A 21,070-nucleotide genomic window follows, 5' to 3' on the forward strand; every position below is an offset into this window, starting at 1 on the left:
CCGTGCGCAAGCTTGGTCTGATCGCCGGCGGCGGTTCCCTGCCGGTGGAACTGGCGCAACACTGCGAGGCGGCCGGCCGGCCGTTCGCGGTGATGCGCCTGAAGTCGTTCGCCCAGCCGGTCCTGGCCCGCTATCCGGGCGTCGAGGTCGGGCTGGGCGAGTTCGGCAAGGTGTTCAAGGCGCTGCGGGAGGAGGGCTGCGAGGCCGTGTGCTTCGCCGGCGTCGTCGACCGCCCCGACTTCTCGACGATCAAGCCGGACCTGCGCGGCCTGACCGTGATCCCGGGCCTGATCAGCGCCGCCCGCAAGGGCGACGACGCCCTGCTGCGCCGCCTGCTGGCCGAGTTCGAGAAGGAAGGCTTCGCGATCGAGGGCGCGCACGAGGTGCGGGGCGAGATGACCCTGCCGCGCGGGCCCCTGGGCAAGCACGTTCCCAAGGACGCCCACATCGCCGACATGGATCGCGCCCTCGACGTGGCCCGGGCCATCGGCGCGCTGGACGTGGGGCAGGGCGCGGTGGTCTGCGATGGCCTGGTGCTGGCGGTCGAGGCCCAGGAGGGCACCGACGCCATGCTGCGCCGGGTCGCCGACCTGCCCCAGGCGATCCGCGGCAACGCCGAGGCCCCGCGCGGCGTGCTGGCCAAGGCCCCCAAGCCGATCCAGGAGACCAAGGTCGACCTGCCGACCATCGGCGTCGCCACCGTGCAGCGCGCGGCCCGCGCCGGCCTGGCCGGGGTGGTCGGCGAGGCCGGCCGCCTGCTGATCGTCGATCGCGAGCAGGTCATCGCCTGCGCCGACGACCTGGGCCTGTTCGTGTACGGGGTCGAACCACGGGCCGACAGATGAGCCCCGGACGCTCCGAGGACCGGCCGCTGACCGTGATGCTGGTGGCGGCGGAGGCTTCGGGCGACGCCTTGGGCGCCAAGTTGGCCCGCGTGCTGCGCGAGCGGCTAGGCCCCGGCAAGGTGCGCTTCGTCGGCGTCGGCGGGGCCAAGATGGCGGCCGAGGGAGTCCAGAGCCCGTTCGACATCGCCCAGCTGTCGATCCTGGGCATCGTGGAGAGCCTGAAGGCCTATCCGCGCGCCATGGCCCGGCTGAAGGACACCCTGGCCCTGGCGGCTCGCGAGAAGCCCGACGTGGCGGTGCTGATCGACAGCTGGGGCTTCAACATCCGCCTGGCCAAGGCGCTGCGGAAGCAGGACCCCGGCCTGCCGCTGGTCAAGTACGTCGCCCCCCAGGTCTGGGCCTATCACGCGAGCCGGGCCAAGGATCTGGCCGGGGCGGTGGACCTGCTGCTGTCGATCCAGCCGATGGACAAGCCGTATTTCGACGCCGCCGGCCTGGCCAATGTCTTCGTCGGCAATTCGGCCCTGGCCCACGACTTGAGCCGCGCCGATCCGGCCCGGCTGCGGGCCGCGATCGGCGCCGCGCCCGGCGAGCCGATCCTGCTGGTGCTGCCCGGCAGCCGCCCATCCGAGATCCAGCGGGTCATGCCGCCGTTCGAGGACGCCGTGCGCCGCCTCAAGGCCGATCGCCCCGACCTGCACGTCGTCGTGCCCGCCGCCTCGACCGTGGCGCAGAGCGTCAAGGCGCGGGTCGAGGCCTGGCCGTTCCGGGCCCATGTGATCGAGGACGAGACGCTGAAGGACGACGCCATGGTCGCCGGCACGGTCGCCCTGGCCTGCAGCGGCACGGTGACCACCGAACTGGCCCTGGCGGGCTGTCCGATGGTGGTCGGCTATGTCACCGGCAAGATCACCTACGCCCTGCTGAAGTCGATGTTCAAGCCGCGCTGGGTGACCCTGTTCAACATCGCGGCCGACGACACGGTCGCGCCCGAGCTGTTGCAGGACGCCTGCACGGGCCAGGCCCTGGCCGTCGAGGTCGCCCGGCGGCTGGACGACCCGTCCCTGCGCGCGGCCCAGGTCGCCGCCCAGAACGCCGCCCTGGATAGGATGGGGCGCGGCATGCCCGACCCCTCGGAAGCGGCGGCTTCGGCGCTGCTGGGCTTCCTGAGGGCGCGGGGCGCGGCCGTCTAGCGGTTCGCGGCGCCCCGAGGCGTTAAGCAAGCCTTTAAGATCCGCTTCACGGCTTCTCGGCTAGGTTGGAAGCCCTGGTGGCCCTCTCGCCGCCGGCTGGAGCCCTGGCGTGACGATCTTCTCGGTCGCCCCTCTATCGCCCCTGACGCCGTCAGCCCCCGTCAGCCGGGCCGACCAGGCGGCCGAGGCGCTCGCCCGGATCGCGGTCATCCAGTCGGTCGAGACCCTGGGCGCGATGATCGACCAGTCCCAGTCCCAGCCCCAGGGCGACCTGACCAACCTGGCCAAGGGCGCGGTGGGCGAGGGGGACGTCGCCCGGGCCAAGGCGGCGGAGGCCCGCGGCGTCGCCCCGGAGCCCGAGACCCAGGCCGAAACCCCCGCTCGCGCGGTCGCCGCTGCCGCCGGTCGCGCCGCGGCCCGCCAGGCCGGCCTGGCGCCCCTGATGGCCGACATGGTCCAGGCCGCCGCCGAACCCGACACGCCGCGCCAGGTCAAGGCGGCCATCGCCCAGGTGATGGCGCTGGGGACGCGCCTGGACGGCCAGATCAGCGGTCCGGAGATCCGCCAGGCGCTGCAGCGCTCGGGCCTGTTCCTGGAGGCCCGCCTGGCGACCGCCGCGCCGGACGGTTCGGCTCCGCGCCCGCAGACCGGCACCCTGACCGACCCGCCCAGGGTGGTCCCGACCCCGACGCCCGACAGCGACATGAAGGCGGCCCTGCTGGTGTTCCGCGAGGTGGTCAGGAACTGGGCCGACACCCTGCCGCCGATGGCCGCCCAGGCCGGCGCCACGCCGGGGGCGACGTCCGGCGGGACGCCCAACGCGGCCCCCAATGCAACGCCAAGCGCCTCCGCCATGGCCGCGGCGTCCTCGGCTCAGCTGGCTGATCGCGGCACGCCCCAGGCGCTTGCCGCGGCGGCCAAGTCGCCGATGGGCCCGGCTTTCGCCCAGACGGCGCCCGACGGGGAGGCCCGGGCCTCGCCTCGGACCGACGGCGCCCCGCCGGCGATCACCAAACCGCCCGGGGGCTGGCCGAACGTCAACGCGCCGTCGCAGGCCGTTCGTCCGCCCGCGACGCCGCAGCCACCGCCCTTGCCGGCGTTCGGCGCCATCGTGGCCGAGGACTTCCCATCCGCGCCCCTGGCGCGCGCGGCTCCGGCGGCGGTAATGGCTTATGGCGGACCCGAGGTCGCGCCCGGTCCGCCGTCCCAGACCCCGCCGCCCTATGCCGGCGCCCCCACCCACGCCCAGGCCGCCGCCCAGCCGGGCCTGCCGGCGGGCGCGGGCCCCCACGCCATGGCCCAGCGCCTGCTGGCCGAGACCAGCGCGGCCCTGGCCCGCACCGAGCTGTCGCAGATCGCCTCGCTGCCGGAGCCTCCAGCCGCCAGCCGACCGATGGAGGAGCCCGGGCAGCGCTGGGTGTTCGACATGCCGTTCATGACCGCGCAGGGGCCCGCCGCCGCCCAGTTCGAGATCAGCCGCGACGGCGGCGGTTCGGGCGGGGAGGATGGTCGCGCCCTGGGGCGCACCTGGCGGGCGCGCTTCTCGCTGGATGTCGAGCCCATGGGTCCGGTCCACGCCCAGGTGGCCCTGACCGGCGACCGGGCCCGCGTGTCGCTGTGGGCCGAGCGTCCCATGGCGATGGCCCGGTTGCGGGCGGGCGAGGAGCGCCTGGGCGGCGCCCTGCGCGACGCGGCCCTGGAGCCCGAGATCGCCTTCCACGCCGGCCAGCCGCGCGCCCCCGCCGTCGCGCCGGGCCAGTTCCTGGACCAGGCCACATGACCGGCGTGATCCGCTCCGTCGGGCCGCGCATCGCCGTGGCTCTGCAGTATGAGGAACCCAACGCCCCGCGGGTCGTCGCCTCCGGCCGCGGCTGGGTCGGTGACAAGATCATCGAGACCGCCCGCGAGCACGGCGTGCCGATCGAGGAGAACCCGGCCCTGGCCCAGGCCCTGTCGACCATCGAGCTCGACGAGGAGATCCCCGAGGCGCTCTATGTCGCCGTGGCCGAGATCCTGGGCTTCATCCTGCGCAGCGCCGAGGGGCGGTAAGCGTCGGCGGGGCCGACTTCAGACCTGACGCACGGGCTGGCGAATCACGGTCTTGAGCTTTTCGGGTGTCGTCCTGCGAGGGTCGCTCAGATAGACCTCATGATGGCGACCGGCGAAGCCGTAGCCGCCGGACGGCATGACTTCGCCGTGCAATCTCGCGAGCAGCGGGCCTTCGTCGTCGTAGCCGCCCACGTGCAGGGCCTGGAGGCAGAGGCCTTCCTCCAGGCTTTCGAGCCTCAGGCTTTCGGGCAGGGCGCCCAGCTTCTCCCGGGCCCTGGTCCTGGCGGCCAGGAAGATCGTTTCGTCCAGGTGGTCGGGAACCATGATCATCAGGGTCCAGTCCCATTCGTCCTTGCGCCGCGCGGTGAAGCTTTCAGGATCAGGGGCCGACCAAAGCCCTTCCAGCGGCGCCACGACGAAGTCCTTGCCGTTGGCCTTGCTGGCGAACTTGATCGTGAAGGCCGTCGCGTAGAGGCTCTCGACCGCGAGCCGGTAGGCTGGGGCGGTGTTCGGGTCGCCGTGGCCATCCACCATGAGGTAGGACACCGGCGGCGCCTGGATCGTCACGAAGCGGCCAAGCGGCGCGGTGAAGAGGGGCTTTCTCGTCTTCTTCAGATCCAGCTTTTCCATCCGCTCCTCCTGGCCCCCGGTCTTGAGCGCCGATTCAGGGTCAGCGTCGCATGACGGGGTGCCTGTTTTAGGCAGCAATGCCGGCCGAGGACCTGGTCCCGGGCAAGAAAAAGGCCCCGCTTTCGCGAGGCCTCTTCCAATTCAGCAATATCGAAGCGCTTAGCCGCGCTTGTCGACCGCGACGTAGTCGCGTTGCGTGGCGCCGGTATAGAGCTGGCGCGGGCGGCCGATCTTGCGCGAGGGGTCCTCGAACATTTCCTTCCACTGGCTGATCCAGCCGACGGTGCGGGCCAGGGCGAACAGCACGGTGAACATGTTGGTCGGGAAGCCCATGGCGCGCAGGGTGATGCCCGAATAGAAGTCGATGTTCGGGTACAGCTTGCGGTCGATGAAGTACTGGTCGCTGAGGGCGACCTTCTCCAGCTCCATGGCCACGTGCAGCAGCGGGTCGTTGATGCCCAGTTGCTCCAGCACCTCGTAGCAGGTCTTCTGCATCACCTTGGCGCGGGGGTCGAAGTTCTTGTACACGCGGTGGCCGAAGCCCATCAGCTTGTACTTCTTGTCCTTCACGCCCTGGACGAAGGCGGGGATGTTCTCGACCGAGCCGATCTCCTCCAGCATCTCCAGGGCTTCCTGGTTGGCGCCGCCGTGCGACGGACCCCAGAGGCAGGCGATGCCGGCGGCGATGCAGGCGAACGGGTGGGCGCCCGACGAGCCGGCCAGACGCACGGTCGAGGTCGAGGCGTTCTGCTCGTGGTCGGCGTGCAGGATGAAAATGCGGTCCATGGCGCGGGTCAGGACGGGGTTGGGAACCCAGTCCTCGGCCGGCACCGAGAAGCACATGCGCAGGAAGTTTTCCGAATAGGAAAGCTCGTTGCGCGGCGTCACGAACGGACGGCCCTGCGAGTACTGGAAGGCGCGCGCGGCGATGGTCGGCATCTTGGCGATCAGGCGATGGGCGCTGATCTCGCGCTGCTTGGGATCATCGACGTTCAGGCTGTCGGCGTAGAAGGCCGACAGGGCGCCGACCGCGCCGGTCATCACCGCCATCGGGTGGGCGTCGCGGCGGAAGCCCTGGAAGAAGCTGTCGAACTGGGCGTGCAGCATCGTGTGGTAGGTGATGTTGCGTTCGAACTTGGTGAATTCCTCGGCCGTCGGCAGCTCGCCGTTCAGCAGCAGGTGGCAGACTTCCAGGAACGAGGACTTCTCGGCCAGCTGGTCGATCGGATAGCCGCGGTGCAGCAAAATGCCGGCGTCGCCGTCGATATAGGTGATCTTGCTTTCGCACGACGCCGTCGAGGTGAAGCCCGGATCGAAGGTGAAGTGGTCGGATTCGCCGTACAGTTTCCGCACGTCCAGGACGTCCGGGCCCGTGCTGCCCTTGAGGATCGGCAGGTCGTAGTTCTTGTCGCCGATCGTCAGCGTGGCTTTGTCGGTCATGCGAGAGACCCCTTCAATGATGGAACGATCAGTCCAGTTTTGATTTCGCGGCTGCGTTATAGCGCCTCATGCGCGCGACGCCAGGGCGTCGTCAAGGCGCCCCAGAGACTCGTCTCGACCCAGCGCGGCCATGATCTTGTTCAGGTCCGGCGCCTGGGAGCCGCCGGTGAGCACGCCGCGCAGCGACGGGCCGAACTTGCCGAAACCCACGCCCTCGGATTCCGCGAAGGATTTCAACAGGGTTTCCAGCTCCGACACGCCCCAGACCGGCGCCGCGGCCAGCTGGGCGCGCAGGCGGGTCAGCCGTTCGACGGTCTCGTCGGTCAGCTGCTTGACCGTCTTTTCTTCCAGAACCAGCGGACGCACCTTCAGGGCGAACGCGCAGTGCTCGGCCAACTCCAGGATGGTTTTGGCGCCTTCCTTGACCTGGGGGACGACCGCCAGCAGGCGCGCGGCGGCGTCGGCCGGCAGCGCGGCCTTCTGGGCCTGCAGCGCCTTCAGGGTCAGGTCGGCCAGGCGGGCGTCGTCGGCCTGGCGCAGGTGCTGGCCGTTGATGAAGTTCAGCTTGGCCCAGTCCAGGCGGGCGGGAGCCTTGACCACGTCCTTGACGTCGAACCAGCTGATCGCCTGTTCGTCGGTGAACACCTCGTCGTCGCCATGGCCCCAGCCCAGGCGGGCCAGGTAGTTGCGCATGCCCTCGGGGATGTAGCCCATGTCGGCGAACTCGCCGACGGCCTGGGCGCCGTGGCGCTTGGAGAGCTTGGCGCCGTCCGGGCCGTGGATCAGCGGGATGTGGCCGAAGGCCGGCAGGGTCCAGTCGTTGGCCTGGTAGATCAGGGTCTGGCGGGCGGCGTTGTTCAGGTGGTCGTCGCCGCGGATCACGTGGGTGACGCCCATGTCGTGGTCGTCGACCACCACGGCCAGGTTGTAGGTCGGAGCCCCATCCGCGCGGAGCAGGACCAGGTCGTCGAGGTCGGCGTTGTTGAAGGTCACCGGGCCCTTGACCAGGTCGTCGACCAGGGTCGCGCCCTCGGTCGGGCCCTTGAAGCGGATGACGTGCGGCAGGGTGGGATCGTTGGGCGGCGGGGCGTCGCGCCAGGGCGAGCGCAGGGCCGGCCCGCCGGCCCGGGCGGCCTCGCGGGCCGCGGCCAGTTCCTCGACGGTCATCCAGCAGCGATAGGCGCGGCCGGCGGCCAGCATTTCCTGCACGACTTGCCGATGCCGGTCGGCGCGGCTGTACTGGAAGACCACTTCCTCGTCGGATTTCAGGCCCAGCCAGTCCAGGCCCTCGAAGATGGCGGCGACGGCGGCTTCGGTCGAACGTTCGCGATCGGTGTCCTCGACGCGAACAAGGAACTTCCCACCCGTATGACGTGCATATAACCAGTTGAACAGCGCCGTGCGCGCGCCGCCGATGTGCAGGAAGCCGGTCGGCGACGGGGCGAAGCGGGTGACGACGCCGGAGGGCGGCGCGGGGGGAGATTGGGTCATCGAGATCAAGGCTGACGGACTGGAGGCCACGGAAGTGGCGAGGACCGCGACACCGGACAGGTCCGGTGGCGGCTGGGCGGCGCGTCTTAGCACGCGTCTTCGCGCGCGTCCTAGCCTGGGAACGGTAACAGCTTCACTGATCGGCGAGATCGACGCCAATCGCGAGCGCTGGATGCTGTGGGCGCCGGTGGCGTTCGGCCTGGGCGCGGCCGGCTACCTGGAACTGAAGGCCGAGCCGTCCTGGGCGCTGCTGGTCGGGCTGGTGGCGGGACCGGCGATTCTGGCGGCGCTGATCGGACGGCGATCGGCGACCGGGCTGTCGGTCTTTCTGGTGCTGGCGACCTTCCTGGCGGCGGGGGCGCTGGCGGGCAAGGTCCGCTCGCACGCCGTCGAGGCGCCGATCCTGGCGGAGGGGCGGGCGGTGATGACCATCGACGGCTTCGTGGTCGACGTGGTCAGTCCCGGGGCCGGCGGGCCGCGCCTGCTGATCGCGCCGGTCCAGATCAGCCGCCTGGCGCCGGAGGACACGCCCAAGCGCGTGCGGGTGACCGTCGAGGCTGAGGACATCCCCGCGCCGGGCCAGGCGGTCCGCCTGCGAGCCATGCTGGGACCACCGCCGCCGCCGGCCGCGCCGGGCGCCTACGACTTCGCCCGCGACGCCTGGTTCCATGGCGTGGGTGGGGTGGGCTTCGCGATCGGCCAATCGCAACCGGTCGTGCTGGACCCGCCGCCGTGGCGGCTGCGGGCCGCCATGGCGGTCAACGCCTTCCGCTGGCGACTGGCCAGCCGGATCGTCCAGGACATGGGCGTCGCGCGCGGGGGAATCGCCGCGGCCATGGTCACCGGCCACGAGGCCTGGATCACCCAGGACCAGACCGAGGCCATGCGGGCCTCTGGCCTGGCCCACATCCTGTCGATCTCGGGCCTGCACATGGCCATCGTCGGCGGCTTCGCGTTCGGCCTGGTGCGGCTGCTGATCGCCGCCTGGCCCTGGGCGGCGCTGCGGGTTCCGGGCAAGAAGGTCGCGGCCCTGGCCGGCCTGGCCGCCGTCGGGACCTACCTGGTGATCTCCGGCGCGCCGCCGCCGGCCCTGCGGGCGGCGATCACCGCCACGGTGGCCTTCGCCGCCATCCTGTTCGACCGCCAGGCCATCACCCTGCACGGGCTGGCGGTGGCGGCCCTGATCATCCTGCTGGTCCAGCCCGAGTCGGCGGGCGCGCCCGGGTTCCAGATGTCGTTCGCGGCCACCGCCGCCCTGGTGGCCCTGGCCGAGGCCTGGCCGCGTCCCGTGCGCGAGATCTCGGCGCCCTGGTGGATCCGCGCCATCCAGGGGTCGCTGAGCTGGCTGGCGGTCAGCGTCGGCGCCAGCTTCGTGGCGGGCATGGCGACTGGGCCGTTCGCCCTGCAGCACTTCAACCGCGTGGCGGTCTGGGGCCTGCCGGCCAACCTCCTGGTCGCGCCGCTGTCGTCGTTCGTGATCATGCCGTTCCTCGCCCTGGGCGCGGCGCTCGAAGCCTTCGGACTGGGCCGGCCGTTCCTGGCGGTCGCCGGCTGGGGCATCGCGGCGATGATGGGAGTCGCCGACGGCTTCGCCAGCGCCGGCGGCGCCCAGAAGGTGGTGGCCAGCGGCCCGCCCTTCACCCTGGCCCTGGCCTTCGTCGGCCTGATGCTGCTGTGCCTGTGGCGCGGACGCCTGCGCTGGCTGGGCGCGCCCCTCGCCTTGGCGGTGGCCCTGTGGCCGCGCCCGGCGCCGCCCGACGCCTGGATCGCCCCGGACGGGACCACGGCGGCGGTGCGCCAGGGCCGCGAGGCGGTGCTGCTACGGCCCGACGCGCGCCGCTTCGGGGCCGAGCTGTGGAGCCGACGGCGCGGCCTGGCCCTGCCGGACAGTGTCGCGCCCAGCCCGCTCTATGCCTGCGACCGGCGATCCTGCGCCCCGGCGGCCGGCGCGCCGGTCGCCCTGGCCCTGTCGTGGAGCAAGGCCGGGCCGGACGCCGACGACCTGGCGGCGATGTGCGCCAAGGCCGAGATCGTCGTCCTGCGCGGCGCGGCTCCGCCGACGCCGCCCGCCTGCCGCGACCGGATCGTCCTCGACGCCGACGACTTCGCGGCCCAGGGCGCGGCCGAGCTCTATCGGCGCGGCGGCGAATGGTGGATCGTCTGGGCCCAGCCGCTGCGGGGCGTCCGGCCCTGGACCAGGCCGCCCGCCGCCTGAACCCGGTGGGCGCGCGGCGGGCCAGTCAAACGTTCACCGAACTGGAAGGCCTTCCGAGCCGAGCGGCGCTTCGGGCGTTTAGGCTGGGAGGAGAGATGGAGACGATCATGGAGCGGGAAGGCGGGTGCGCGTGCGGGGCGGTGCGCTATGTCGTGACGGGCGGGCCGCTGCGGGTGGGGCTGTGCCACTGCCTGACCTGCCGCAAGCGCCACGGCGCGCCGTTCAACGCCTTCGCGGCGTTCCGGACCGACAAGGTGCGGATCGAGGGGCGGCTCGCGATCTGGACCGGCGCCGAGCACGGCCTGATCCACGGCTGCCCGACCTGCGGCTCGCCGCTGTTCTGGACGGCGGAGGGCGAGGGCGACGGCGAGACCGAAATCCACCTCGGTGGACTGGACGCGCCGGGCCAGTTCACGCCGCAGTACGAGGTCTGGGTCAAGCGCCGCGAGCCCTGGCTGCCGCCGCTGAACGTGCCGCAGTACGTGGAGAACCGGCCGGCGGGTATGGCGAGCTGAGGCGACGCCCGCCGCCCGGACGCAGGCCGGGACAGCGAGCTCGCTGAAATCGATTAGGGCCAGGGATCGAACGGCGGCGGCGGGGGCGGGGGATCGGTCTCCCAACTGGCCATGCAGTTGTCATAGGCGGGGTAATAGCAGGCGTCGAACTCCGGCGTACCGAGTTCATATTGCTGACACTTGGTCAGGGCTCGCTGCATGCACGGATGCGGATAGGCCTTCGCTGGCGCCGGGACCGTGACGATCGTAAAGGCGGCGGTCGCGCATAACGCAACCGCCGCGGCCGAAAATCGATATCGCTGCATTACCGTCTCCAAACGAAGCCATTGGTTCAAGAATGGCTACACAATTTGAAGTTGAATGCAACCGTGAGTCCCACGCTTGGCACGGATCGCGAGCGGAGCCTGGAACGTGAGCTCCTGCGAAGCCTAGTGATACCGCCGGATCAGCCCCACCAGCTTGCCCTGCACCTCGACCTGGTCGGGGCCGAAGATGCGGGTCTCGTACTTGGGGTTGGCGGCTTCCAGGGCGATCGAGCCGCCCTTCTTGCGCAGGCGCTTGAGGGTGGCTTCCTCGCCGACCAGGGCCACGACGATCTCGCCGCTGTTGGCCGTGTCGCCCTTGCGGATGATCACATAGTCGCCGTCGAGGATGCCGGCCTCGATCATCGAGTCGCCCTGCACCTCGAGCACATAATGCTCGCCGGCCCCCAGCATGGTCTCGGGCACCGGCAGGCGCTCGCGCTCGTGCTGGATGGCGTCGATCGGGGTGCCGGCGGCGATGCGGCCCAGGATGGGCAGGTCGCGGGTGTTGTCGGCGGCCATCTGGGGCGGGGGCGTCGGCGCCTGGCCGCCGCCTTCCAGCACCTGCGGCTTGAACGTTCCGCGCCCCTTCGGCGGCGCCGCCGCCGTAGCCTGCTGCGGCAGCTTGACCACCTCGAGCGCCCGCGCCCGGTGGGCAAGGCGACGGATGAAGCCGCGCTCCTCCAGAGCCGTGATCAGCCGGTGGATGCCCGATTTGGACGCCAGGTCCAGCGCCTCCTTCATCTCGTCGAAGGAGGGGGAGACGCCGGTCTCCTTGATCCGTTCGTGGATGAACATCAGCAGCTCGTGCTGCTTGCGCGTGAGCATGTCCGGCCTCGCCAGTCGTCGCGGAACAAACCGCAAACCTCTGTGAATGTTCTCTAGGTGTTCTTTGTTGATGTCAAGTTAACGGTGTTCGCCGGGCGGACGGGGGTGGATTTCTCAGGAAATACAAGTCCGGTCGACGCGTGGGCGGCGGGCAAGATTCCGCGATCCGCTCGAATCGAGGGCGTACCGCGCCGGGCCGCAGCATGCATGACGCGGGTTCGGGCGCGCGGATTTCCGGGAGTTGGCCTCGGCCTCGAAGTGCTCTACCCCAGCAGCGCCCGCGTCGCCGCCGCGACGTTTGCCTGGCGCATCAGGCTTTCGCCGACCAGCATGGCCCTGGCGCCGGCCGTCTCCATCCGCACCACGTCGTCGTGGACGAACAGGCCACTTTCGGTGACCAGCAGGGCGTCGGCGGGCGCCTGGGCGGCCAGGCGCTCGGTGACGGCCAGATCGACGACGAAGCTCTTCAGATCGCGGTTGTTGATCCCGACCAGGGTCGAGCCCAGCTTGCCGGCCCGCGCCATCTCGGCCTCGTCGTGGACCTCGACCAGGGCGTCCATGGAGAGGCGAGCGGCCTCGGCCATCAGGTCGGCGGCCAGGGCGTCGTCGATCATCGCCAGGATCACCAGGATGGCGTCGGCGCCCAGGGCGCGGCTCTCGGCCACCTGCCAGGGGTCGACCAGGAAATCCTTGCGGATGCAGGGCAGGGCGACGGCGGCGCGGGCGTCGATCAGGTAGCCGTCGGCGCCCTGGAAGCTGGGGCCGTCCGTCAGGATCGACAGGCAGGACGCGCCGCCCTCGGCATAGGCGCGGGCCAGGGCCGGCGGATCGAAGTCGGCGCGGATCAGGCCCTTGGACGGCGAGGCCTTCTTGATCTCGGCGATCAGGGCCAGCTTGCCCGGCGCGTGATCGGCCTCCAGCGCGGCCTTGAAGCCGCGCGGCGAGGCGGCGGAGCGGGCGGCGGCGTCGACCTGGGCGAACGACCGCCGGCGCTTGCGGTCGGCCACGTCCTCGCGCTTGTAGGCGGCGATCTTGGCCAGGATGTCGGTCATGCTGAAACGGTTTCGCTGTTGGTGGCGGCGACCAGTCCGGCCAGGGCCGCCTTGGCGCGACCGTCGTCGAGCACCGCGCCGGCCAGTTCGACCCCCTCGCGCAGGGTCTCGACCCTGTCGGCCACCAGGAAGGCGGCGGCGGCGTTGAGCATGACGATGTCGCGGTACGGACCCTTCTGGCCGTCCAGCAGGGCGGTCAGGGCGGCGGCGTTGTAGGCGGGCTCGCCGCCGGTGATGTCGGCCAGGGCGGCGCGGGGCAGGCCCACGGCCTCGGGCGTGATGGTGAACAGGCGCAAGGCCCCATCGCGCCATTCGGCGACCTCGGTTTCGCCCGTGGTGGTCAGCTCGTCCATGCCGGCCCCGTGCACCGACCAGGCGCGTTCGGCGCCGAGCGCGCCCAGGGCCTTGGCCACGGGCTCGACGAAGCGATGGGCCGAGACGCCCACGACCTGGCGCTTGGCGCCGGCCGGATTGGTCAGCGGGCCCAGCAGGTTGAAGATAGTGCGAAAGCCCAGCTGCTGGCGGATCGGCGAGACGTGCTTCATCGCCCCGTGGTGCGACTGGGCGAACAGGAAGCAGATGCCGGCCGTGTCCAGGGCGTGGCGTTGCTGGGCCAGGCTGGCGTCGATATTGACCCCCAGGGCGGCCAGGACGTCGGCGGTGCCGGACTTGCTGGTGATCGCCCGGTTGCCGTGCTTGGCCACCTTCAGCCCGCCGCCCGCGGCGACGAAGCCCACGGCGGTGGAGATGTTCAGGGTGTGCAGGCCGTCGCCGCCGGTGCCGCAGACGTCGATGACGTCATAGGGATGGTCCAGGTGGATGGCCGCGCGACGCATGGCACGGGCGCAGGCGGTGATCTCGCCCACTGTCTCGCCGCGCAGGCGCATGGCGGTCACCGCCGCGGCCACCTGGGCGGGGGTCGGCTCGCCGCGCAGGCAGGCGGCGAAGAAGGTCTCGGCGTCGTCCTCGTCCAGGGTCTGGCCGTCGGCCAGCTTGGCCAGCAGGGGCTTGAAGGCGTCCGACATCGCCTAGACCCAGATCGCCGCGTCGCGCTGGACCTTGGCCAGGTCCAGGAAGTTGGCCAGCAGCTGGTGGCCGCCTTCGGTGGCGATGGATTCGGGGTGGAACTGCACGCCGTAGACCGGCCGGGTCCTGTGCTGCACGCCCATGATCTCGCCGTCCTCGGTCCAGGCGGTGATCTCCAGGTCGTCGGGCAGGGTGGCCTTGTCGACCGCCAGGCTGTGGTAGCGGGTGGCGATGAACGGGTTGGGCAGGCCCTTGAACACGCCCTTGTCGTTGTGGAAGATCTTGCTGGTCTTGCCGTGCATCACTTCCTTGGCGCGGATCACGTCGCCGCCGTAGGCCTGGCCGATGGCCTGGTGGCCCAGGCACACGCCCAGGATCGCCAGGTCGTCGGGCGCGCCGCGCAGCAGCGGCAGGCAGATGCCCGCCTGGTCGGGAGCCTTGGGGCCGGGCGACAGCAGCACCGCGTTCGGCCGCAGGCCCAGGGCCTCCTGCACCGACAGGTCGTCGTTGCGATGCACGACGGTGTCGGCCCCCAGCTCGTTCAGATAGTGGACGAGGTTGTAGGTGAAGCTGTCGTAGTTATCGATGACCAGGATCATGACGCCGCCTTTCGCCGCCTGCTTCTAGGGGGAACGAGCGCGCAGGCCAAGCCATCCGATGTTGCGCAGCCAAGTTGACTCGCCATAAGATTGATCGTGACGTGACAATCTTGGCTGATGGTTGTGTTCATGGCTTATCGCATCGTCGTCACCGAGGTGACGCTTTACGGCCGGCTGCGATGTGTCGCGGGCTTCGAACTGGATCGCGGGGTGATGATCCGGCCGGAACCGGCGGCGGCGGGCTTCTGGGAGGCCCGGGTCTGCGGCCCCAACACGACCTTCCATCCGGGCCATGTGGTCGAGTTTCGCGGCGAGCGTCCCCAGACGGCCCTGCCGCACAACACCGAGGACATCGTGGTGGGCGGCGCCCCGCGCAGAATCGCCGTGCTGAGCGCCGACGGGTTCAGACAGGCGCTGGAACGCGCGGCGGCGTTTTCACCCGAGACGGTGTTTGGCGATCATCTGCGGTTCGACGGCGACAAGGCCTATGTGCGGGCCGGCGCGGCTTGTGGATCGCTGGCCTGCCAAACCGTTGACGCGGTGAACGTCAGGCTTTTCGAGCATGCCTACAAGGACGAGCACAAGCTTCGCGCCGAGCTGAAGATCGGCGGCCATGTCCTGCGCCTCGCCGTGGCGGCCAAGGCGCTGAAGCAGGCGTTCGAGAAGGAGGGCCTGGCCGCCGCCCGGGACCTGGCGCCCAAGGCGGGCCGCGCGCAGGTGCGGCTGGGGCTGGCCCGTCCCTTCAAGGACCATCCCGATCAGTGCTATCTTCAGGTCAATGGACTCCACGCCCTCTGAACCCCGCGTCCTGACGATCGGCCACTCGACGCACAGCTGGGAGCGTTTCGAGCGCCTGCTGCTGGGCGCCGGCGCCACGGCGGTCGCGGACGTACGCACCAGTCCCTGGTCGCGCCATACGCCCCAGTTCAACCGCGACGCCCTGGCGGAGAAGCTCAAGGGCGCGGGCCTGGCCTATGTCTATCTCGGCGACGCCCTGGGCGGGCGGCCCACCGGAGCCCATCTCTTCGACAACGGCGTGGCCGACTACGAGGCCATGGCCCTCGAGCCGGCGTTCGAGGCGGGGCTGGAACGGGTGCGCAAGGGCGCCGAAAGCCATGTCGTGGCCCTGATGTGCGCCGAGCAGGAACCGCTGGACTGCCACCGGTGCCTGCTGGTGTCGCGGCGGCTGGCGCGGATGGGCCTGGCGGTCTCCCACGTGCTGCCCGACGGCCAGGTCGAACCGCACGAGTCCACCGAGCGGCGGCTGCTGGTCTGCGAGGGTCTGGAACACGACGATATTTTCGAAGGCCGCGAGGAGCGACTGACGCGGGCCTATCGCCAGCGCGCGCGCAAGGCGGCCTATGCGGAGGAGCCGCCGCCGCCGACGGCGCTCGGCGCGGCGGAATGACCGACGTCTGCACGATCGGCTTCACCCAGACCTCGGCCAAGGGCTTCTTCGAGCGCTTGACGGCGGCGGGGGTGCGTTCGGTGATCGACGTGCGCCTGCACAACACCTCCCAGCTGGCCGGTTTCGCCAAGGCGGACGACCTGGCCTTCTTCCTCGGCCAGATCGGCGGCATGACCTATCGCCACGAACCGTTGCTGGCCCCGTCGGACGACATCCTGAAGGCGTTCAAGCGCGACAAGGGCGACTGGCGCGTCTTCGAGACCAGCTTCCTGGCCCTGATGGCCGAGCGGCGGGTCGAGGCGCGGCTGAAGCCCGAGCAGTTCGACGGCGCCTGCCTGCTCTGCTCGGAAGCCACGCCGCATCACTGCCATCGTCGGCTGGTCTGCGAGTATCTGAACCGCAAGTGGGACGGCCGGTTGCGGGTGCGACATCTGTAACCTCGCCTCAAGGCGAGTCGCCGGGCATGCTGGCGGCCATGGATCTCGCTGATTCCGCCCTCGACACCGCCGCCCTGGCCTATGCCCGGGCCCTGCTGCGCAAGCCGATGCGCCGGCAGAAGATGGGGCCCGTCCTGGCCGCGGCCGCCTTCGCCGCCCTCAGCGCCGTGACCTTCGCCGCGGTGATGATCATGGCCCCGCCGGCGGTCGTCCAGCACCTGCCGTCCGACCGCCTGGGCGACTAGACCCAAGGCGCCCTAGGGGCCAATCGACGTTCAAATATCATAACGCCGTCATTCCCGCCCTTGTGGCGGGAACCCCTGGTTCAGCCGACGGTGAGACGCCTTGGCGCGCCGGCGCGCCACACCTCCGCCCTTGCGGCCGACAGAGGGGTTCCCGCCACAAGGGCGGGAATGACGAAAGTTTGGTGGTCTTCGGCTGATCCGCCCTAGGCGAAGCGCCAGGCCTCCTCGGCCGCGCGCTTCAGGGCCCGCGACTTGTGCAGGGTCTCGTCGTATTCGGCGTCCGGGTCGCTGTCGGCCACGACGCCGCCGCCGGCCTGGACGTACATCATGCCGTCCTTGACCAGGGCCGTGCGCAGCACGATGCAGGTGTCGACCGAGCCGTCGGCGCCGATATAGCCCACCGCCCCGGCATAGCCGATGCCGCGCTTCTCGACCTCCAGCTCGTCGATGATCTCCATGGCCCGCACCTTGGGCGCGCCCGACAGGGTGCCGGCGGGCAGGGCGGCCATCAGCACGTCGACCGGGTCCACGCCCTCGGGGGCGTCGCCCTCGACGTTGGAGACGATGTGCATCACGTGGCTGTAGCGCTCGATCTTGAAGCTGTCGGTGACCCGGACATTGGCGTGCTTGCCCTTGACGGCCGGATCGTTGCCGCCGGGGCGCTTGAGCATCGCCACCCGGCCCACGTCGTTGCGGCCCAGGTCCAGCAGCATCAGGTGCTCGGACCGTTCCTTGGGGTCGGCCAGCAGCTCCTTCTCCAGCGCCAGGTCCTGCTCGGGCGTGGCGCCGCGCGGGCGGGTGCCGGCGATGGGGCGGATGGTGATCTTGCCGTCGCGCAGCCGCACCAGGATCTCCGGCGAGGAACCGACCAGGTTGAAGCCGTCCAGGTCCAGGAAATAGAGGAACGGCGACGGGTTGGTTCGCCGCAGCGAGCGGTAGAGGGCGAACGGCTCCAGCGGGAAGGGCGCGCGGAAGCGGTGGCTGGGCACCACCTGGAAGATGTCGCCGGCCCGGATGTACTCCTTGGCCTTCTCGACCACCACGGCGTAGTCCTCGCGACTGACCGGGGTGGTGAACTCGGCCTGGCCATGGCTCTGGCGCGGGGCCGGCTGGGTCAGGGGACCGCGCAGGTCGGCCATCACGCTTTCGATGCGGCCCTGGGCGGCGGCGTAGGCGTCGGCGGCCGACACCCCGGCCTGGGGGCGGGCGGTGGTGACCAGGATGATCTCCTGGGCGATGGCGTCGAACACCGCCACGATCGACGGCCGGGTCATGATCCCGTCCGGCAGGCCCAGGGTGTCGGCGTTGACGTCCGGCAGGCGCTCGGCCAGGCGGACCATGTCGTAGCCCAGGGCCCCGAACACGCCCGCCGACGGCGGCGGCAGGCCGGCCGGCAGTTCGATCCGGGACTGGGCGATCAGGTCGCGCAGGCTGTCCAGCGCGCCGCCAGCCTGGGGCGTGAAGCGGCCGGCGGCGATGTCGTCGCCCCGGGCGATCTCGGCCTGGTCGCCCCGACAGCGCCAGACCAGGTCCGGCTTCATGGCCACGATCGAATAGCGCCCGCGCCAGGCCCCGCCCTCGACGCTCTCGAACAGGAAGGCGTAGGGGCGGCCGTGGCCGATCTTCAGATAGGCCGAGACCGGGGTCTCCAGGTCGTCGATCAGCCGGGTCCAGACCACCTGAGGGCGGCCGGACTCGTAGGCGGCGGCGAAGGCGTCGAAGCCGGGCTCCAGGCTCATTGAGCCAGGCCCTTGGGCGCCTTGTCCTTGGCCGGGGCCTTGCCGTCCTCGGCGGGAAGGGCGCTGGTGTCGACGCCGATCGCCTGGCGGGCCAGGGTCAGGTTGACCTTGGTCTTCAGCTGGGCCTTGGCGGCGTCCTGGGCGGCCATGCCGACGTCGCGCAACAGACCCTGCGAGGTCTGCGGGCGGGCGACCTCGGTGATCTGGGCCATCTGCTCGGGCGAACCGGGATGCACCTTCTCGACCAGGGCGACCAGGTAGCCGCCTTGCGGGCCGCGGCTGACGAAGGCCACGCCCGGCTTGGCCCCGAAGGCGCCCAGCAGCAGGTCGCGGCCCAGGCCCTGGAACTGGCGGGCGTTCTGGCGGGTGATGTTGGGCACGCGCTGCACCTGGCTCTGGGCCGAGGCCGCGACGGCTTCCAGCGACTCGCCCTTCTTGACCCGGGCGACCAGCTCGTCGGCCTTGGCCTTCATGCGCTGCAGCAGTTGGTCCAGTTGCCACTGCTGGGCCAGGGGGGCGCGGATCTCGGCCAGGGGCGGCATGGCCGAGGGGATGACCTTCTCGACGCGGACGGCGAAATATTCGCCCTTGCCGGCCTCGATCAGCTCGCTCTCGCCGCCGGAAGGCAGCTCGAAGGCGGTCTTCAGCGCGTCCGGGGTCAGGCCGGAAACCGGCTGGCCGGTCTGGTCGGCGCCGTTGGCGGCGATCGGCGCGGTGGTCATCACGAAGGCGCCGGCCTTGGTCGCCGCGTCGATCAGATTGGCGCCGCCGTCATGGGCGTCCTGGTAGGCCTGGGTCTGCTCGTAGGCCTTGGCCTGGGCGGCCTGGGTCTTCAGCTCGGCCTCGATGGCCGGACGCTGCGATTCCAGGCTGGGCGTGGTGGCCGGGTTGACCTTGGTCAGCTTGACCACCGAGACGCCCAGGTCGCCGTTGATCGGACCGCTGACCTGGCCGGCGGCGAGGGCGAACACCGCGTCGGCCACCTTGCGGTCGGGCAGGGCGGACTTGGGCTTGGAGTCGATCATCACCGGCTGCTTGCCATAGGCGCTGGCGACGATGGCCGGCTGGTCGCCCTTGGCCAGGCGCTGGGCGATCACCGCGGCGGCCTTGGCGTCGGGGGCGACGATCTGGACGAACGAGCGGGTCTCGGCCGTGCCCAGGGTGTCCTTGCGGAAGTTGTAGGTCTTGACGATGTCGGCCTCGGGCACGGTCACCGTGTTCTCCAGGGCCTTGGCGCTGAAGCGGGCCACCGACAGCACCCGGGTCTCGGGGCGGGTCAGCTGGGCGGCGTGCTCCTTCATGAAGGCCTGGAGCTGGGCGTCGGTCGGGGCGGCGGGCTTCTCGACCGTCGCGGGATTGATCGCGAAGGCGGCCAGGTCGCGGCCTTCCAGGCCGTAGGCGGCCTGCAGGGCCGAATAGATGCGCGGGGCGCGCAGGCTGGAGGCCACGGCGCTGAACAGGTGGGTCTGGGCGAGGTCGTCGCGCAGCGAGGCCTCGTAGCGGGCCGGGGTCAGGTCGTTCTGAGCCAGCAGGCGCTGGTACAGCGCCGGGTCGAACTTGCCGGTGATCGGGTCGAACGGACGCTGGCCCGGGGGCAGGCTGGCCATCTGCTCGCGCAGGGTGTCGCCCACCAGCTTGTCGGACGGGCGCACGCCCATCTTGCGGACCAGCTCGGCCAGGGATTCCTGCAGCGCCAGCTGGGTCAGCATCTTGCGATCGACGCCCTGCTGCACGGCGATGTCCGGCGTGACGATCTGGCCCTGGGCCTGCTGCTGTTTGCGGAAGGCCTCGAAATGCGCCTTGAAGTCCTCCGGCGACATGTTGCGCGACCCGGCCGCGATCACCCACTTGCCGGGGGGATGACGGAACACGTCGCTGATGCCGAACACCGCGAAGCTGACGATGAGCAGACCAAACAGGACCACCGCGAACGGGGATTTGGCGAAGGAGCGGAAGCCGGCGAGCATGACTGGGAGAAACCTTCCTCGATAATCGCGCGGATTCCACGCAGGGCGACGGAACGAACGCGAGTTGCGGGTATAGTAGAGCCCCGGGGCGCCGGGCAAGCGGCGGCAGGGCGCAAGCGGTCTTGACTTCCGCCCCGCCAGGGGCCCCAAACCGGGCGCATGACCCTTTCGCTGACCACGCCGCGTCCGCTGATCGCCGGAAACTGGAAGATGTTCGGGCTGGAAGCTTCGCTCGACGAGGCCCGCGCGGTCGCCGCGGCGGTGGCCGCCAAGCCGCCGGCGGCGCGGGTCGCGATCTGCCCGCCCGCGACCCTGCTGCACCGGATGGCCCAGGCCATGGCCGGCGAGTCGGTGATCGTCGGCGGCCAGGACTGCCACCCGGCCGCGGCGGGGCCCCATACCGGCGACGTCTCGGCCGCCATGCTGGCCGACGCCGGCGCCCGGCTGGTGATTCTCGGCCATTCCGAGCGCCGCGCCGCCTACCAGGAAAGCGACGCCCTGGTTTCGGCCAAGGTCGAGGCCGCCCTGGCCGCCGGCCTGGAGCCGATCGTCTGCTTCGGCGAGACCTGCGACCAGCGCGACGCCGGCCAGGCCGAGGCGGTGGTCACCGGCATGGCGCGCGGCTCGCTGCCCGCGTCGCTGGCGGGGCAAGATTTCGCCGTGGCCTACGAGCCGGTCTGGGCCATCGGCACGGGCCGCACCCCGACCCCGGCCGACATCGAGCATGTCCACCAGGCGCTGCGGGTGGTGCTGGTCGAGCGGTTCGGCCAGCATGGCGCGACCGTGCCGATCCTCTACGGCGGCTCGGTGAAACCCGACAACGCCCGCGAAATCCTGGCCCTGCCCGAGGTCGGCGGCGCCCTGGTCGGCGGCGCCTCGCTGAAGGCCGCGGACTTCCTGGCGATCATCGAGGCGGCTTAGGGGGCAATTCTGCGCGCCCGTCCCTTTAACTCCTCCCCCGTGAAACGGGGGAGGTGGCTCGGCGCGCAGCGGCGAGACGGAGGGGGCGTCTGGCGGCGGCCACGCCCCCTCCGTCACGATGCGTATTCGCATCGCGCCACCTCCCCCGCGTCGCGGGGGAGGAGCGTC

At 71.0% G+C, this 21,070-nt stretch carries 21 protein-coding genes; 11 read left to right on the forward strand and 10 right to left on the reverse strand.

The genetic code is table 11. From position 1 onward, the window contains the following. The first annotated feature begins 2 nt into the window (after positions 1-2). The 4 genes from lpxI (at position 3) to AC07NX_RS17900 (ending at position 4,087) form a co-directional block, all read left to right on the forward strand. Positions 3-845: a UDP-2,3-diacylglucosamine diphosphatase gene (lpxI, locus tag AC07NX_RS17885; protein WP_494643590.1), complete on the forward strand. Its 843-nt coding sequence runs from the start codon at positions 3-5 to the stop codon at positions 843-845. Beyond that, a complete protein-coding gene (lpxB, locus tag AC07NX_RS17890; protein WP_494643591.1) occupies positions 842-2,038 on the forward strand; it encodes a lipid-A-disaccharide synthase in 1,197 nt (398 codons plus the stop codon). The genes lpxI and lpxB overlap by 4 nt, the downstream gene beginning before the upstream one ends. A 109-nt stretch (positions 2,039-2,147) precedes the next feature. Next, positions 2,148-3,818 (forward strand): flagellar hook-length control protein FliK, encoded by a 1,671-nt coding sequence (gene fliK, locus AC07NX_RS17895; protein WP_494643592.1) that lies wholly within the window; start codon positions 2,148-2,150, stop codon positions 3,816-3,818. Continuing rightward, complete coding sequence (locus tag AC07NX_RS17900; protein ID WP_494643594.1) at positions 3,815-4,087, forward strand: EscU/YscU/HrcU family type III secretion system export apparatus switch protein; 273 nt, start codon at positions 3,815-3,817, stop codon at positions 4,085-4,087. Before fliK ends, AC07NX_RS17900 begins: the two co-directional genes overlap by 4 nt. 18 nt (positions 4,088-4,105) lie before the next feature. On the opposite strand, the gene AC07NX_RS17905 is transcribed toward AC07NX_RS17900, so the two are convergent. From AC07NX_RS17905 to gltX, 3 genes are all read right to left on the reverse strand, one after another. Then, positions 4,106-4,717: a GyrI-like domain-containing protein gene (locus AC07NX_RS17905; protein WP_494643595.1), complete on the reverse strand. Its 612-nt coding sequence runs from the start codon at positions 4,715-4,717 to the stop codon at positions 4,106-4,108. A 159-nt stretch (positions 4,718-4,876) separates the two neighbouring features. After that, entirely contained in the window at positions 4,877-6,157 is a 1,281-nt protein-coding gene (gene gltA, locus AC07NX_RS17910) for a citrate synthase (protein ID WP_494643596.1), read from the reverse strand. 66 nt (positions 6,158-6,223) lie between these two features. Then, positions 6,224-7,648 (reverse strand): glutamate--tRNA ligase, encoded by a 1,425-nt coding sequence (gltX, locus tag AC07NX_RS17915; RefSeq protein ID WP_494643597.1) that lies wholly within the window; start codon positions 7,646-7,648, stop codon positions 6,224-6,226. 34 nt (positions 7,649-7,682) lie between these two features. On the opposite strand from gltX, the gene AC07NX_RS17920 reads away from it, so the two are divergent. Next, a complete protein-coding gene (locus AC07NX_RS17920; RefSeq protein WP_494643599.1) occupies positions 7,683-9,863 on the forward strand; it encodes a ComEC/Rec2 family competence protein in 2,181 nt (726 codons plus the stop codon). A gap of 95 nt (positions 9,864-9,958) precedes the next feature. Further along, a complete protein-coding gene (locus tag AC07NX_RS17925) occupies positions 9,959-10,378 on the forward strand; it encodes a GFA family protein (RefSeq protein WP_494643600.1) in 420 nt (139 codons plus the stop codon). A 53-nt stretch (positions 10,379-10,431) separates the two neighbouring features. On the opposite strand, the gene AC07NX_RS17930 is transcribed toward AC07NX_RS17925, so the two are convergent. The 5 genes from AC07NX_RS17930 to AC07NX_RS17950 all read right to left on the reverse strand — a co-directional run bounded on the left by AC07NX_RS17930 (position 10,432) and on the right by AC07NX_RS17950 (position 14,185). Continuing rightward, the gene (locus tag AC07NX_RS17930; RefSeq protein WP_494643602.1) at positions 10,432-10,683 is read right to left on the reverse strand and encodes a hypothetical protein; all 252 of its coding nucleotides are present in this window, start codon (positions 10,681-10,683) and stop codon (positions 10,432-10,434) included. 123 nt (positions 10,684-10,806) lie between these two features. Continuing rightward, entirely contained in the window at positions 10,807-11,508 is a 702-nt protein-coding gene (gene lexA / locus AC07NX_RS17935) for a transcriptional repressor LexA (RefSeq protein ID WP_494643604.1), read from the reverse strand. A 263-nt stretch (positions 11,509-11,771) separates the two neighbouring features. Next, a complete protein-coding gene (trpC, locus tag AC07NX_RS17940) occupies positions 11,772-12,560 on the reverse strand; it encodes an indole-3-glycerol phosphate synthase TrpC (RefSeq protein ID WP_494643605.1) in 789 nt (262 codons plus the stop codon). Beyond that, positions 12,557-13,585: an anthranilate phosphoribosyltransferase gene (gene trpD / locus AC07NX_RS17945; protein WP_494643606.1), complete on the reverse strand. Its 1,029-nt coding sequence runs from the start codon at positions 13,583-13,585 to the stop codon at positions 12,557-12,559. Before trpD ends, trpC begins: the two co-directional genes overlap by 4 nt. 3 nt (positions 13,586-13,588) lie before the next feature. Beyond that, the gene (locus AC07NX_RS17950; protein ID WP_494643608.1) at positions 13,589-14,185 is read right to left on the reverse strand and encodes an anthranilate synthase component II; all 597 of its coding nucleotides are present in this window, start codon (positions 14,183-14,185) and stop codon (positions 13,589-13,591) included. A gap of 129 nt (positions 14,186-14,314) precedes the next feature. On the opposite strand from AC07NX_RS17950, the gene AC07NX_RS17955 reads away from it, so the two are divergent. From AC07NX_RS17955 to AC07NX_RS17970, 4 genes are read left to right on the forward strand one after another with little or no spacing between them, the layout of a single operon-like run. After that, positions 14,315-14,983, forward strand: a complete 669-nt coding sequence (locus AC07NX_RS17955) for a dual OB domain-containing protein (protein WP_494643609.1) — start codon at positions 14,315-14,317, stop codon at positions 14,981-14,983. Then, a complete protein-coding gene (locus AC07NX_RS17960; RefSeq protein ID WP_494643610.1) occupies positions 14,964-15,593 on the forward strand; it encodes a DUF488 domain-containing protein in 630 nt (209 codons plus the stop codon). The genes AC07NX_RS17955 and AC07NX_RS17960 overlap by 20 nt, the downstream gene beginning before the upstream one ends. Then, entirely contained in the window at positions 15,590-16,030 is a 441-nt protein-coding gene (locus tag AC07NX_RS17965) for a DUF488 domain-containing protein (protein WP_494643611.1), read from the forward strand. The genes AC07NX_RS17960 and AC07NX_RS17965 overlap by 4 nt, the downstream gene beginning before the upstream one ends. 38 nt (positions 16,031-16,068) lie before the next feature. Continuing rightward, entirely contained in the window at positions 16,069-16,275 is a 207-nt protein-coding gene (locus AC07NX_RS17970) for a hypothetical protein (protein ID WP_494643621.1), read from the forward strand. Positions 16,276-16,478: 203 nt separating this feature from the next. Here AC07NX_RS17970 and trpE read toward each other — a convergent pair whose 3' ends face one another. Beyond that, entirely contained in the window at positions 16,479-18,014 is a 1,536-nt protein-coding gene (trpE, locus tag AC07NX_RS17975) for an anthranilate synthase component I (RefSeq protein WP_494643612.1), read from the reverse strand. Continuing rightward, positions 18,011-19,981, reverse strand: a complete 1,971-nt coding sequence (locus tag AC07NX_RS17980; RefSeq protein WP_494643614.1) for a peptidylprolyl isomerase — start codon at positions 19,979-19,981, stop codon at positions 18,011-18,013. The genes trpE and AC07NX_RS17980 overlap by 4 nt, the downstream gene beginning before the upstream one ends. A 159-nt stretch (positions 19,982-20,140) precedes the next feature. On the opposite strand from AC07NX_RS17980, the gene tpiA reads away from it, so the two are divergent. Beyond that, the gene (gene tpiA, locus AC07NX_RS17985; protein ID WP_494643615.1) at positions 20,141-20,902 is read left to right on the forward strand and encodes a triose-phosphate isomerase; all 762 of its coding nucleotides are present in this window, start codon (positions 20,141-20,143) and stop codon (positions 20,900-20,902) included. Positions 20,903-21,070 lie beyond the last annotated feature (168 nt).

It is taken from the genome of Caulobacter sp. GW821-FHT09A05, from assembly GCF_059418465.1.

Excerpts from the sequence above, each read along its gene's own strand:
- AC07NX_RS17980 (WP_494643614.1), bottom strand. The coding sequence starts at position 19,981 with ATGCTCGCCGGCTTCCGCTCCTTCGCCAAATCCCCGTTCGCGGTGGTC.
- tpiA (WP_494643615.1), top strand. The coding sequence starts at position 20,141 with ATGACCCTTTCGCTGACCACGCCGCGTCCGCTGATCGCCGGAAACTGG.
- AC07NX_RS17970 (WP_494643621.1), top strand. The coding sequence starts at position 16,069 with ATGGATCTCGCTGATTCCGCCCTCGACACCGCCGCCCTGGCCTATGCC.
- gltA (WP_494643596.1), bottom strand. The coding sequence starts at position 6,157 with ATGACCGACAAAGCCACGCTGACGATCGGCGACAAGAACTACGACCTG.
- lpxB (WP_494643591.1), top strand. The coding sequence starts at position 842 with ATGAGCCCCGGACGCTCCGAGGACCGGCCGCTGACCGTGATGCTGGTG.
- trpC (WP_494643605.1), bottom strand. The coding sequence starts at position 12,560 with ATGACCGACATCCTGGCCAAGATCGCCGCCTACAAGCGCGAGGACGTG.
- trpD (WP_494643606.1), bottom strand. The coding sequence starts at position 13,585 with ATGTCGGACGCCTTCAAGCCCCTGCTGGCCAAGCTGGCCGACGGCCAG.
- AC07NX_RS17930 (WP_494643602.1), bottom strand. The coding sequence starts at position 10,683 with ATGCAGCGATATCGATTTTCGGCCGCGGCGGTTGCGTTATGCGCGACC.
- AC07NX_RS17950 (WP_494643608.1), bottom strand. The coding sequence starts at position 14,185 with ATGATCCTGGTCATCGATAACTACGACAGCTTCACCTACAACCTCGTC.
- AC07NX_RS17900 (WP_494643594.1), top strand. The coding sequence starts at position 3,815 with ATGACCGGCGTGATCCGCTCCGTCGGGCCGCGCATCGCCGTGGCTCTG.
- gltX (WP_494643597.1), bottom strand. The coding sequence starts at position 7,648 with ATGACCCAATCTCCCCCCGCGCCGCCCTCCGGCGTCGTCACCCGCTTC.
- AC07NX_RS17905 (WP_494643595.1), bottom strand. The coding sequence starts at position 4,717 with ATGGAAAAGCTGGATCTGAAGAAGACGAGAAAGCCCCTCTTCACCGCG.
- trpE (WP_494643612.1), bottom strand. The coding sequence starts at position 18,014 with ATGAGCCTGGAGCCCGGCTTCGACGCCTTCGCCGCCGCCTACGAGTCC.
- lexA (WP_494643604.1), bottom strand. The coding sequence starts at position 11,508 with ATGCTCACGCGCAAGCAGCACGAGCTGCTGATGTTCATCCACGAACGG.
- AC07NX_RS17965 (WP_494643611.1), top strand. The coding sequence starts at position 15,590 with ATGACCGACGTCTGCACGATCGGCTTCACCCAGACCTCGGCCAAGGGC.
- AC07NX_RS17960 (WP_494643610.1), top strand. The coding sequence starts at position 14,964 with ATGGACTCCACGCCCTCTGAACCCCGCGTCCTGACGATCGGCCACTCG.
- AC07NX_RS17925 (WP_494643600.1), top strand. The coding sequence starts at position 9,959 with ATGGAGACGATCATGGAGCGGGAAGGCGGGTGCGCGTGCGGGGCGGTG.
- AC07NX_RS17955 (WP_494643609.1), top strand. The coding sequence starts at position 14,315 with ATGGCTTATCGCATCGTCGTCACCGAGGTGACGCTTTACGGCCGGCTG.